At 60.0% G+C, this 12,814-nt stretch carries 11 protein-coding genes; 5 read left to right on the top strand and 6 right to left on the bottom strand.

The window, feature by feature from the left end:
• Positions 1–92 precede the first annotated feature (92 nt).
• The 3 genes from tyrS to DXD94_RS03045 all read left to right on the top strand — a co-directional run bounded on the left by tyrS (position 93) and on the right by DXD94_RS03045 (position 4,330).
• Positions 93–1,304: a tyrosine--tRNA ligase gene (gene tyrS / locus DXD94_RS03055; protein ID WP_117763196.1), complete on the top strand. Its 1,212-nt coding sequence runs from the start codon at positions 93–95 to the stop codon at positions 1,302–1,304.
• Positions 1,305–1,506: 202 nt separating this feature from the next.
• Positions 1,507–3,327 carry an adenine deaminase gene (locus DXD94_RS03050; RefSeq protein ID WP_117763195.1) on the top strand — a complete coding sequence of 607 codons (1,821 nt, stop codon included), beginning with the start codon at positions 1,507–1,509 and terminating at the stop codon, positions 3,325–3,327.
• Positions 3,328–3,535: 208 nt separating this feature from the next.
• Positions 3,536–4,330, top strand: coding sequence for a Cof-type HAD-IIB family hydrolase (locus tag DXD94_RS03045; RefSeq protein ID WP_117763194.1), 795 nt, complete (start codon positions 3,536–3,538; stop codon positions 4,328–4,330).
• Positions 4,331–4,372: 42 nt separating this feature from the next.
• Here the strand turns inward: DXD94_RS03045 and DXD94_RS03040 are convergent, their stop codons facing one another.
• The 6 genes from DXD94_RS03040 to DXD94_RS09555 all read right to left on the bottom strand — a co-directional run bounded on the left by DXD94_RS03040 (position 4,373) and on the right by DXD94_RS09555 (position 8,983).
• Positions 4,373–5,215, bottom strand: a complete 843-nt coding sequence (locus DXD94_RS03040) for a Cof-type HAD-IIB family hydrolase (protein WP_117763193.1) — start codon at positions 5,213–5,215, stop codon at positions 4,373–4,375.
• A gap of 87 nt (positions 5,216–5,302) precedes the next feature.
• Positions 5,303–6,721 (bottom strand): citrate synthase, encoded by a 1,419-nt coding sequence (locus tag DXD94_RS03035; RefSeq protein ID WP_117763192.1) that lies wholly within the window; start codon positions 6,719–6,721, stop codon positions 5,303–5,305.
• A 77-nt stretch (positions 6,722–6,798) separates the two neighbouring features.
• Positions 6,799–7,086, bottom strand: a complete 288-nt coding sequence (locus DXD94_RS03030) for an ACT domain-containing protein (RefSeq protein WP_006235289.1) — start codon at positions 7,084–7,086, stop codon at positions 6,799–6,801.
• A gap of 289 nt (positions 7,087–7,375) precedes the next feature.
• The gene (locus tag DXD94_RS03025; protein WP_255415019.1) at positions 7,376–8,191 is read right to left on the bottom strand and encodes a site-specific integrase; all 816 of its coding nucleotides are present in this window, start codon (positions 8,189–8,191) and stop codon (positions 7,376–7,378) included.
• An 18-nt stretch (positions 8,192–8,209) separates the two neighbouring features.
• Positions 8,210–8,461: a helix-turn-helix transcriptional regulator gene (locus DXD94_RS03020; protein ID WP_006235292.1), complete on the bottom strand. Its 252-nt coding sequence runs from the start codon at positions 8,459–8,461 to the stop codon at positions 8,210–8,212.
• Positions 8,462–8,470: 9 nt separating this feature from the next.
• The gene (locus DXD94_RS09555; protein WP_118405657.1) at positions 8,471–8,983 is read right to left on the bottom strand and encodes a DUF2975 domain-containing protein; all 513 of its coding nucleotides are present in this window, start codon (positions 8,981–8,983) and stop codon (positions 8,471–8,473) included.
• A gap of 552 nt (positions 8,984–9,535) precedes the next feature.
• Between DXD94_RS09555 and DXD94_RS03000 the strand changes: the two genes are divergently transcribed.
• A complete protein-coding gene (locus DXD94_RS03000; protein ID WP_117743532.1) occupies positions 9,536–11,758 on the top strand; it encodes a hypothetical protein in 2,223 nt (740 codons plus the stop codon).
• On the top strand, positions 11,755–12,504 hold the full coding sequence (locus tag DXD94_RS02995; RefSeq protein ID WP_117743531.1) for an ATP-binding cassette domain-containing protein: 750 nt from the start codon (positions 11,755–11,757) through the stop codon (positions 12,502–12,504). The genes DXD94_RS03000 and DXD94_RS02995 overlap by 4 nt, the downstream gene beginning before the upstream one ends.
• Positions 12,505–12,814: the final 310 nt, after the last annotated feature.

Genomic DNA, 12,814 nt, shown 5'->3' with positions numbered 1-12,814 from the left:
GCGTCGCGCCGTTTTGGTTATCATAAGTGAGTTTATGAACTTCCAGCACCGCCGTATCCGGTGAGGGTGCTATAGCAAAAGGAGGATACCCAATGCTGTCTGTTGACGAGCAAATGCGTATCATCACCTCGGGCGCTGCGAAGATCGTCCCCGAGGCCGACCTTCGCAAGAAGCTTGAGAAGGGCGAGCCCCTCAACATCAAGCTTGGCGTCGACCCCACCAGCCCCGATCTGCACCTGGGCCATGCCGTGCCGCTGCGCAAGATGCGCCAGTTCCAGGACCTGGGCCACAACGTTACCCTTATCATCGGCAACGGCACCGCGCTGATCGGCGACCCCTCGGGCAAGAACTCCACGCGTCCGCAGCTTTCGCAGGAGCAGATCGAGGCCAACGCCGAGACCTATGTGAGCCAGGCCATGAAGATCCTGGACCCCGAGAAGACCACCATCGTGCACAACGGCGATTGGATCCTTTCGATGGATCTGGCCGGCCTGCTGCAGGTGTGCTCCAAGTTTACCGTCGCCCGCATCCTTGAGCGCGACGACTTTACCAAGCGTTACCAGTCCCAGACGCCGATCGCCCTGCACGAGTTTCTGTACCCCGTGATGCAGGCTTTCGACTCCGTTCAGATTAAGGCCGACGTGGAGATGGGTGGCACCGATCAGCTCTTCAACCTGCTCGCTGGCCGCGAGCTCATGGAGAAGATGGGCATGGAGCCGCAGATCGCGCTTACCATGCCGCTGCTCGAGGGCACCGACGGCGTGCGCAAGATGTCCAAGTCCTATGGCAACTACATCGGCCTGACCGATGCTCCCAAGGATATGTTCGGCAAGACCATGTCCATCCCCGACGAGATGATTGGCAAGTACTATCGTCTGGCCAGTTCGCTCACCCCGGCCGAGGTCGACAAGATCGATGCTGCTCTGGCCGATGGCTCTGCCGACCCCTACGAGCTCAAGCGCGCTCTTGGCCGCGACCTGTGCGACACCTACCACGGCGCCGGTGCCGGCGACGAGGCTCAGGCCGAGTTCGACCGCGTGTTCAAGGAGGGGCAGCTTGCCGACTTCCCCGAGAAGCACGTTGAGCTGACCGTCAACGACGAGGGCCAGATCTACCTCGCTGGCCTGCTCAAGGACCTGGGTCTTTCGGCCAGCGCCGGCCAGGCCCGCCGCGATATCGACGGCGGCGGCGTCAAGATCAACGGCGAGGCCGTGGCTCCCAAGAGCTACAACATCGACCCCAGCGCCCTCAAGCTGGGCGACATCCTCTCCGTAGGCAAGCGCAAAGGATTTAAGTTGGTCTAACGAGTAAGTTAACCTCACAGAATGAGAGTGGATAATCTTCCGTTTTTGGCCTGTTTGTGGGCTCAAAGTGGGAGATTATCCGCTCTCGTCATTTGCAGGGGGTGTATTGCTGTCCCATCGTTTGGGCATACAATGGCTATTGGTTTGCTGCGGTGAAGGTCTGTCCGCCCTGCAGCTTTTTTCTACGGTTAAAGGAGTATGTATGTCCGTTGAGGTCATGAGGTCTGTGATCGACGCTGCCGAGGGTCGCGTGCCCGTCGACACGCTGTTTACCAATGCGCAGATTGTCGACGTATATGGCCAGCGCGTGGCACCCGGTAGCGTTGCCGTCAAGGATGGCGTAATCGTCGGCGTGCTCTACGACGGTCGCGACGATGCCGCCGGCACCTACGAGGCGACCGAGGTTATCGACTGCCAGGGCCGCTATCTTGCTCCCGGCTTTATTGACGGGCACCTGCATATCGAGTCTTCGAACATCCGTCCCGCCGAGTATGCTCGCATGGCCGCGACGCGCGGTACTACCACCGCCATTGCCGACAGCCACGAGATTGCCAATGTTGCCGGTCTCGACGGCTTGCGCTTTATGATCGAGGATGGTCGCCGCGCACCCATCTCCATCAAGTACATGATGCCTTCGTGCGTGCCCGCGCTGCCCGATGAGCAGGCCGGTGCCGTTATTTCGGCCGCCGATATGCAGGCGTTTTTTGCCGAGCATCCGGGTGATGTCTTTGGCCTGGGCGAGATGATGAACCTGCCGGGCGTCTTTATGGCCGATCCCGAGACCTGTGCTCGTATCGACGCTGCCAACCAGACGCCGTCCAAGCAGGTCGACGGTCACGCCCCGCTCGTTGCCGGCAAGGATCTCAACGCCTATGCCGCGGCAGGCATCATTGCCGACCACGAGTCGACGATTCCCGAGGAGGCGCTCGACAAGCTGTCCCGCGGCATGTATGTGATGCTGCGTGAGGGCACGTGCAGCCACGACCTGGCTAATTTGTCCCCGATGCTGCTGGAGAACCCTGCCCGCGCCCGCCGCTGCTGCTTTGCGACCGACGACCGCGCTCCCTCCGATGCTCTTTCGACCGGCATGATCGACAATGCCTGCCGCGTGGCCATCGAGGCCGGCATCGACCCGGTGGTCGCTATCTCCATGGCGTCCCTTTCCACGGCTGAGGCATTTGGCCTGGACCACGGCTGTCGTGACCCGCATGAGCTCCGCGGCGCGATCGCCCCGGGCAAGCGCGCCGACCTGCTGGTGCTCAACGACCTGACGTTTGTCGCGGCTCCGCATCTCGTGTATGCCGCCGGTGCGCTCGTGGCACAGGACGGCGCCTTTGTGGGCGAGATTGCACCCGAGATGGCCGAGGTTGCGGCCCTTGCCGATGAGCTGCGCGCCTCCGTTAAGCTGCCGAAGCTTTCGCTTGACGTGTTCGATTATGCCTTTAAGCCGGGCGAGGCGGTTATTGATGTGATCCCGGGCATGGCTATCACGGGCATGGTTCGTCCCGAGACTGACGAGGGCCTGCGCCGCATTATGCTGATCGAACGTCACGGCCGCGGCGTGTCGCTGCAAGCCGAGGGCGCCGACGGTGATGGTCCTGCGGGCCTGGGTCTTGTTGGCAAGCACATCGGTCGCGGCTGGGTGCGCGGCTTTACCATCACGGGCGGCGCTATCGCCTCGACGATCGGCCACGACTCGCATAACGTGTGCGTGGTGGGCGACAACGCGACCGATATGATGGCTGCCGTCGAGGCTGTTGGCCAGGGCGGCCACGTGCTGGTGCGCAACGGCGAGGTCGTGGCGCGCATTCCTCTGGCGCTCGGCGGCCTGATGAGCGAGGGCACGGCCGAGGATGTCGCCGCGCAGCACGACGACTTTATGGTCAAGGCACGCGCCATGGGTATTGAGCCGCCGCTCGACCCCATCATGGGCATCATCTTCCTGCCCCTGCCGGTCATCCCGACGCTCCGCATCCGCCCCGAGGGCATGTTCGACGTTACAACCTTCACCTACGCCGACTAGTCATTGGGGACGTTCTTAAACGCCTAGCCGCCTGCGACACTCTTTGACTTGTCGCCTGACGCCGCGACCGTGAGACCTCTGGCGCGCGTGAGCTATTTGCCGGGTCTATGTAACGTTTATGACTGCGGCGTCTTATATTTGAGCTCCCTTTGGGTACGTTGGAATCGGATACACGTTCGATTCCAACAAGCCCGAAGGGAGCTTTTCTATGTTTAAACTGATTGCATCCGATATGGACGGCACACTGCTTGACGAAAACGGCCAGGTGCCTCCCGAGACCTACGAACTGATTCTGGCGCTACACGAGCATGGCGTGCATTTCGCCGCATCGTCAGGTCGTCGATACGATCGCCTGTGCGAGTTCTTTGCGCCCGTTCGCGACAAGATGGACTTTGTCGCAGCTAACGGTGCCCAGGTCTACGCCGACGGCAAAATGGTAGACCGCGAGGTGTATTCGCACCTGGCGATTCGAAAACTCGCCCAGGCCGTTAGGACGTTTCCCAATTTGCATCTTGCGCTCTTTGACCGAGCCAAGTCCTTCCTGCTCGATGACGAGAGCAAGTTCGTGCGCGAGGTCGATAAGGACCTCCCCAATGCCGAGCGCATTTGGGAGCTGCCCGATCCCGGCGTAAATATCATCAAAGCGAGTATCTTTTGCGACGACGGTGTCGTTATGGACAGTGCGTACGTGCTACAGCGCGAACTCGGTCAGCTCTTTACCTTTGCGCCTTCGGGCAACGCGTGGATCGATGCCATGCAGCCCGGTGTGTCGAAGGCTTCGGGCATCGCACAGCTCGCGGAGCATTACGGCATTGGGCGCGATGAGGTTATGGCGTTTGGCGACTCTATGAACGACTACGAGATCATTCGCTTTGTCGGCACGGGTTGCGCGATGGAAAACGCGCGCCCCGCGCTCAAGGCGGTGGCCGATCGCGTGGTGGGTCGTAACCGCGACCACGCCGTCCAGCAAGAACTCCGCCGTGTTCTGGAGAGCCTTGCTTAATCCAGCAGTTAGGGACGTTCCTTTGCTGCCGGGTTGCTGCTGCTAGGCGAGGGCGTCCATGATGGTGCGGGCGACACCGTCGTGGTCGTTGTCGTATTTGGTGATGGCGCCGGCTGCCTCGCGGTCCTCAGGCTCGGCGTTGATCATGGCCGTGCCGTGGCCCGCTGCCTGCAGCATGGGAATGTCGTTGATGTTGTCGCCGAACGCCCAGACGTCGGCGAGAGACTCGCCCAGATGGTCGCATAGCCACGTGAGGGCCGTTCCCTTGGTGGCGCCCTCGCCCATGACCTCAATATTCATGGCGTACGAACGCGTGACCTCGATGCCTTCGAGCGTGTCGAGCGCCGCCGCGATGGCGTCGCGATCGGCCGGGTCGTGCCAGTACATGGCGATGCGTTCGAGCGTCTCGACCTCGTCGATCTTGCTGTCGACATCCAAGTCGATCGGTGTTCGTGTGCGCTTGAGCGAAGCCGCGATGTGGGGGTCGCCGCCGCAGAATTCGTCCAGGCGCGTGTAGAGCGAGCGGGGGAGGAAGCACTGCCCGTCCGCGAAGATATCGAAGGTGACGTCATGGCCGGCGGCAATGCTATGGACGCGGTGGGCGATGGTGCGGTCGAGTGGTCGGCTCAAAATGCGCGTAGCACGTGAGGCATCGGTGGGCGTATCGTCGTCGAGCTGCCAGACGCTGGCACCATTGGCGCAGACCGCGTAATGCACGGCGGGATGGGCGAGGATGGGCTCAAAGACGCCTGACAGTGGACGTCCCGTGCAGGGCACAAACTCAATGCCGCGGCGCGCAAGCTCGTCGAGCATCGCCCAGGTGGCGTCGCTCATCTGCTTACCACTCGTCAGCAGCGTTCCGTCCATATCGGAAAACACAATCATTTGATGCAGCCCTTTCTGCTGGCATAAAAAGCGTGGCCGAGGGCGGCGATGCCCTGGCCACGCTCGAGCTCTATAACGGTCCGCGTCCTAGCGGTCGGCGAGTGGCTTGTACTCCAGCGGCTCGATCACCGGACGATAGGCCGGGCGAATAATACGGTGCGCGCAGAAGAGCTCTTCCATGCGGTGCGCCGACCAGCCTGCCATGCGGGCGACGGCGAACAGCGGCGTAAAGAGCGTCTCGGGCACGCCGAGCATCTTGTAGATAAAGCCCGTGTACAGGTCGATGTTGGCGCAGATGGGCTTGGTCATACCGTGGTCGCGCATCACCTGCGGTGCCAGGCGCTCGATGCGCTCGATGAGTGCGAACTCTTCGCCCAAGTCCTTCTTGGCGGCAAGTGCGCGCGCGTAACGGCGGCATACCTCGGCGCGCGGGTCGCTGAGCGTATAGACGGCGTGGCCCATGCCGTAGACGAGGCCCGTGCCGTCGAAGGCCTGCTTGTCGAGGATCTTGCCCAGGTAGGCCGCGACCTCGTCCTCGTCCTCCCAGTTGGAGACATGCGCGCGGATGTCCTCGTGCATAGACACGACCTTGGCATTGGCACCGCCGTGGCGCGGGCCCTTGAGCGATCCGATAGCCGCGGCGTAGGCGGAATACGGGTCAGTGGCCGAAGACGACAGCACGCGGCAGGCGAAGGTGGAGTTGTTGCCGCCGCCGTGCTCGGCATGCAGCATGAGCATAACGTCGAGCAGCATCGCCTCATCGCGGGTGAACGCCATGCCGCCGCGCAGGACCTGCAGGATGGTCTCGGCGGTGGAAAGGCCGGGCGTGGGGTGTGGCACGTGAACCTCGGAGCCGCGAAGCTTGGCGACCGAGGCCATGTGTGCGAAGGCGGCGATGCGCGGGAGACGTGCAAGCATGGAAATGGCGACGTCGATTTCGTGCTCGGGCGTGATCACGTCTGGTTCGGCATCGAAGGCGTAGAGCAACAGTACGGCGCGCTGGAGCACGTTCATGATGCTCGAAGACACCGTGGTCATAGGGAACTCTTTAACGTACTCGTCACTCAGATGTCTAAAGGCGCCCAGGCGCTCGCAAAAGCCGTCGAGCTCTTCCTTGTTGGGCAGCGAACCCGTGATAAGCAGATAGGCGACTTCCTCGTAGCCGTAGCGATTCTCGGCCTGGGCATTGTTGACCAGATCCTCGATGCTGTAGCCGCGAAGCGTGAGCTTGCCCTGATCGGGCACGACCTTTCCGTCGACCTTGTTGTAGCCGTGCACATCCGAGATACGAGTGAGGCCCGCGACCACGCCCGAGCCGTCGGCATTGCGCAGGCCGCGCTTGACATTGTGCTCGACAAACAGGCCCTCGTCATAAGGGTCGGTCGGCAGGCCGTGGTAGAGGTTTTCGCTCTCAGGCGAAATCTGGCGGCTTGCTTCGTAATCCAGAACCAGGCGGCTCAAGTGGTCATCGAAGCGGTAATAGATTTTCTTGGCGTCGTAGGCCATGCGCGCTCCTCTCCGGGCCGCTTTGGGGCGGCGCGCTTGGACGATATGACGTCAGGCTGCCCCGAGCGGCTTGTTCGCTACAGGCGGTACATAAAGTTAAAGACGTCCTCGCGCTGGATGGACACGTTGACGCCCGAAAGCTCGCCTGCCTCGGCCAGGGCCTTCTGCAGCTCGGCGAAGTCGAGCTTGGACTCGGCGGTGTCGGCCAGCATGGTCATGGTGAAGATGTCCTCGATAATGGACTGCGTGATGTCGCGGATGTCGACGTTGGCCTCGCCCAGAACACGGGTGACGCCGGCGACGATGCCGGGGCGGTTCTTGCCAAGGACGGTGATGACGATGCGGGAGGACGAGATCTCGGCCATGGGAAACCCTTTCGCGTGGTTGCGGCGCGCGGGGGCGCTCCGCTACGGTACAGTGTTCATCATTGTACCTGTCTGGCGCCAAAAGGGGCACCTTTGCTGCGGCGTTACATGTCTGCAACATGAGCGTGAGGGGGCAGGCCGCATGGGGAAGAGCCGTCTGGCGCGCGTCCAGCTCGTGTTGGGTTGATTTCCGAACTCAGCCGAACACATCGAGCGGATAGGCCGTTCCCGCAGTCAGCCGAACGCCTCCGACCGCTGATTCCAAACTGAAAACGGGGGGCATCCCCCACTATTCGGTGGGGGATACCGCTCCGCGGCGCATGCCGCGGGCGGCGCCCCTATCGGACCACCGTGACCTCAGTTGGGATGGGCCCAGCACCGCGGCGTACTCGGTGGGGTAGAGCCGACTGATCGTCTTCACGTCGCGTATGACGATATTTTGGTCGTCCGGCTCGGTGACGCCGTAGCCGAACGCCTGGAGCGTCTCGATGGACTCCTGGATTCTCTGCTGGAACATGGGTCCCGGATCGACCCTCGGCCCGAGGTACCCGCGCCAGAGGCACGGCGAGACACGCAGCATGTTATGGATTTTGGAGATTGGCTCGATGTCGGCGTAGACGTTGAGCGTCGCCATGGCGTCCTTGTGCCCGAGGATCGATTGGAGCGCCTTGATATCGCCGCCCTGGCGGATCCACTGCGTGGCGAACGTGTGGCGCAGGCCGTGGAACGTGATCAGCTCGTCGTTGGTGCCCATGAGGCCGTTGGTCTCCGAGAACGTCTTGAACGCCCTGCGGATATAGCTCGCCGTCGCGAAGGCCGCGCCCGGCTCCGACAGGATGTAGCAGTTCCCGATCTCGACCGCCCCGGTAAGGTTGCGCGAGCGCAGCTTCCCGCGGTCGATCTCGTGGATCTCCTTCAGGAAGGGGAGCAGGCCGACCGGGTCGATGGGGATGCCCCTGGCGTCATGGGTCTTGGTGTCCTTGATGAACGAACCCATCCCCTTCGCGTACGCCACCGAGTGCCTGATCGAGATCAGGCCCGTCTCGAAATCCACATCGCACCACCGAAGGCCGCAGACCTCGCCGATTCGCATCCCCGTGTGCAGGGCGAGTACGACCGCCCCCTAATCCTCGGCGGACCAATCGAGTCCGAACTCCTTTCGGGCATCCTCTTCGCTCATGACTTCGAGAAGGTCTCCGGGTTGGCAACGAAGGGCGAGGCATAGCTGCTCGAGTGTGTTGAAGCGAATGCCGCGAATATGCCCTTTTTTTATACGGGACAGGTTCACGGGCGTGGTTCCAATCCTTTCGGCAAGTTCGTTCGAGGAAATCTTTCGCTCGGCCATGATCTTGTCGAGGCGAACAATTACGGGCATGGCGTTTCCTTACGCAATCTCGTCGGAGTCGAGGTACAGCTCTCGGGCGTACAAGAAGAGCTGGGAAAGCATGAGCAAGACGATGCCGAGAACCAGAGAGGTCCAGTCGAATGATGAAGCGATCTCTTGGGCGCCGACGGCCCCCTCGCCGCCAAACATCGAAACGGAGGTTTCGAGTGAGCCGGCGTAGAAGCTGGTGGCAGCTTGAACAACGAAGAGAATGCCGAGCACCTTCAAGCATGTCGCAGACCCTTTCTTGAAGGGGTCTCCGCTCTTGATCGTCCACACGAGAACGGCGCTGAGGATGGTCGTGGCGATACCGATGACGGCAGGGGCCAATGTCGAGATCGCAAGGGCTGGATACGCGGGGGAGTCTGCAATTACAGGGTTGTCGAGCACTTCGATTGCTGGCTTTAAGGAGAACGCCACTTGTGCGATGGCGGTGACGCAAAGGGCCGCAGAGGCTATCGCACATGCGATGCGGAAGGAATGAAGCCGGGGAGTGCGATTGTCGTAACTCATAATAACCTCCGAAGAATTTAAAAACCTCAGGTTACTTTTTAACAGTTTATGTTAAATTGATTTTGCCGACAAGTAATCACAGCATGCTGCAACCGAAACCCCTCTAGATTGGAGAGGATTATGTTCAGTACTGTTAAGTCGTGTAAGCTCTTGGTTTTCCTCGGCCTCGCTCTTTGTCTGTTGCTGCCGGGAGCCCCCGCTTTTGCGGATACCCCGATGCCTCCTTCCCAGGAGAGCAGCCAGTGTGCCCTCGTTGAGCCCCTCGGGTATACGGACGACGTCGTCGATACCTACTGGAGCTACAGCTGTCCTCGCGGCGTGAGCGGGCACAGCATCTCGATGTTCAACATCTCTTACAAGACGATCTCCTACCGAAATGGCTATCGCCGATCCGCGCATCATAGGGAATCCCGCCTCGCTGCAATGTGTTCCTGTGGTGTTCTTGGCACAACTGATAAATGGCAATTTGTCTATAGCACCTACTAGATGCGAGAAGGGGCCGAGCATTTTGTTCGGCCCCTCTGTTCCGACTGGATGAGGTTAAGGTTGGCGATGAATATGCTCAAAATCTCGAAGGCAATCTTTAGGTCGCTCCTCTCCTCCAGGTCGCTCTGTGTTGCCGTTGTTGCGTTGATGGTTCTTTGTGCTCTGCCCGTCTTCAGGAGCGCGGCTGGCATCGACGGACGGGTTGAATACCTCGAGTCGGGAATAACCCGTGTTGAGCAGGAATTGTCAGCATCCTATGCGGATGCGCTTGTGAATGCGGGGGAGGAGGGCGTCTATACCTCTTCATCAAGCATGCCCGCGCTTCTGTACCCTCTTGCCGCGGGGCGTCTTGTCTTGGCGCCGCTCTCTCCTCTGCTTCCGTTTCTGCAGGTATCGGATGGAGCGTACTCCTTTTATGACGGATCGAAGGAGTACTTGCTATGGGCCGCAACGGCCGTTGCCGTCTCGTTCCTTGCCGCGCGTCTTAACAAACGTGAAAAACTCATCATCCAGGCACCGATGGGTGAGCTGGGCAGGCTTGTTGCATCGAGCGTATGGGCGAGTGTTTTTGCGATGCTTGCCGTCTTCGCCGTCAATCTTCCAGGGATAATCGCCGCACTTGTGAAGAATGGCCCGGGCTCGCTGTTCTATCCGATAGGCTACGTTCAATATGCGACTCCGGTTATCAAACCGGCTTGGCTGGTGTTCGCACAGACGGCCATCTTGCAATTCTTGGTGGCGGCGTTCATCTCGCTCGTCGTTCACCTTGCCGTGAAGATTGCCAATAACCCTACGCTTGGAATCGTGTTCGTATGTGCCCTGATGGGGGCGACGATGGTTCCCGGGTATTACGGAAGATCCATCGCTTTACGTGAGTTCGCCCTGTTGAATCCCCTTACGTATGCGAACACTGAGTTGACCGTCGGCGCCTATAGCCCGTACCCGACAACGCAGATAGTGAATCTGCCTGGACTTTGCTTCGAGCGTGGCGCGATTACCCTCGTATGCGCAATCGGGATCGAGGTGCTGGCAATTAGCCTGCTTTGCGTTGCTGGAAAGAGCGGCTGCGCGCGCCCGATGTCCCCGATTTGTCTTGAGAGAGGTTCCTTCACCGCATCGAGAACGACAGCCCGTTCGAGCGCTTGTACCTCCGCCGTTGCATACGTAAGAACGATGGGGAAGCTGCTCCTGCATTCTCCTGCCCTCGCCGTATGCGCGATTGCAATGTCGACGGCGATGCTGGCCCCGGCTCTGGTCGAGGTGTTTCCTGACGCTGGTGACGTTTCCGCTGTTCGGTATAGGGATGGGGAGCTCCGTTCAATAGATCGGTATCTAGAGCAGGACGTTGCGAATATGGACGTCGAGGGCAAAGCGGCCCTGGAAGGCATGCGAGATGCTCTTTCGGGTTTCGTGTACGCGCCCACGCCTGCGGAGGGGTTTCGAAGCCTTGCGACGTACGAGCGCGCTCGAGGCGAGCTGGGCGCGGCAGATGCGACCCTCCTGCAATCGATCGGAATCGAGCCGGAGACTCCTTCTCGTGCGGAGGCGCGCGCCCTTCTGCTCGAGTCGATCGCGAGCTTGCCGGACCCCAAGGTTTACGAGTTAAGTACGAAGATGCCCCCATTAATCCTCCTTTCCTATCTCCAGGCAGCGCTTCCTTCCTTGTTTTGGCTGTTGCCCGTGGTTGTCACATCGCTTGCGTGCACCTACCTGCGGTGCCGTTCCCTTCTGGTTTTCCAAGTCCCCGCAACAGCGCATGTGCGTTTTCTGACGGCTGTTGCGCTGTCTCTCCTGCTTGGCTTGGCGCTGCTTTTGGTGTCGATGGTTCCCGCTGCGGTTGTGTCCTTGATTAAGAACGGTGCGGGTGGATCGGAGTATCCCGTCGCTCTCATTCGGGCGGGAGCTTCGACAACGTCCATGGTGGGGGAGGCGGTGTTGTGCAGTATTCCGTTGCTGGTCATGGCATACGGCGTGATTTCCGTCGTCGCTGCGTTGACAGCAGCGATTAGCCGCAACCCCGTTGTCACCGGAGTGGTTTGCGCGGTTCTCTTGGTGTTGGGTTCGTTGAGCGCTCATGTTGAAAGCGCGGGCATGGGCGTCGCGCTGCTGGCTCCATTCGCCTCGTTTGATCCCGCTTCCCAGGTGGGGACGATTGGGTTCCTTGGGCGAGGGACGAACGCGATGCCTTTTGGAGAGGTCGTCGGCGCATCGGTCGCTCTGCTGGTGGTCTTGGGCGCCGTATCTCCGTTGATGGTGCGCCTGAGTGTTCCAAAGATCGAAAGGGGATGATCTCGATGATTGGCCTTCAAACGCTGACGATCTCTTATGGAAAGAAGGTACTCGTAGATTCGGTGGACGCTGAGTTTGCCCCGGGTACGGTCTACGGTCTCGTCGCTCCGAACGGGCATGGAAAGACGACGTTGCTGCGGGCGATGGCAGGTTTGCCGGGTCCTCGCGTGGACGGGAGCATCGTTCTGGATGAGGCGCAGGGCACGGGTACAAGAGAGGTCCGTTCTATGATCTTCTACGCACCTGGTGAGGGGACGCTGCTGTATCCCGGATTGCGTGCGGAAGATCACCTCAAGATGGTTTGCGATATGTGGCCACATGCTCGCGATATCGAAGTGATAGTGGAACAAACGCAGATAGGCGAGTTCGCGAAGATGAGGATCCGTACTCTGAGCCAGGGCATGAAGCAGCAGCTTACCCTGGCGATTGCGTATGCGACGGGTGCGCGGTACCTTCTATTAGATGAGCCCATGAACGCGCTCGACCCCAGCAGGGTGGACTTGCATTCAGAGATCCTCAGGAAGCTGGCCGATTCTGGTACGTGCATCATCATGTCATCCCACATCTTGGATTCGGTCGATAGGCAGTGCGATGAGATTCTGTTTTTGAAGGATGGGAGGCTCATTAGAAGCATCCCGCAAGATGATACTGCGCCGAAGTCTCGTGGATCCCATTTCGCAAAGCCTGCCGGACGCGCCGAGGGTGCGCTAAGCACGTATCGGCGACTCTACGAAAAGGGCGGGTAGAAATGCAAGTTAAAAATCTATGTGGTCAATATGATACCGTTGAACCCGCGTATCAATACCGCTCAGCCATTTGCCTCGCCCCCGTCGCACGTATCTTCATTCGGTCTGTCATTAATTAAACTAACGATGCTTTGAGAAATGTAGGTGCTTCTAAATGTACTGTCGACTTCTTCTCAAACTAATCCTAAGAGACAGGGCCGTATGGATCTCTACGCTCGTTCTTGCCGCAGCCTTCTCCGTCCCCATCGCGTTCAATTCACCCATCTTCGGCCCCTTCTTTATGAAGCAGGGCATGCAGAGCTTTGTCGAC

Source organism: Collinsella sp. TM10-22, assembly GCF_003466125.1.
Taxonomy (GTDB): Bacteria; Actinomycetota; Coriobacteriia; order Coriobacteriales; family Coriobacteriaceae; genus Collinsella.
The sequence above is the reverse complement of the archived record's forward strand: the minus strand, read 5'-3'. Positions and strand labels throughout refer to the sequence as shown.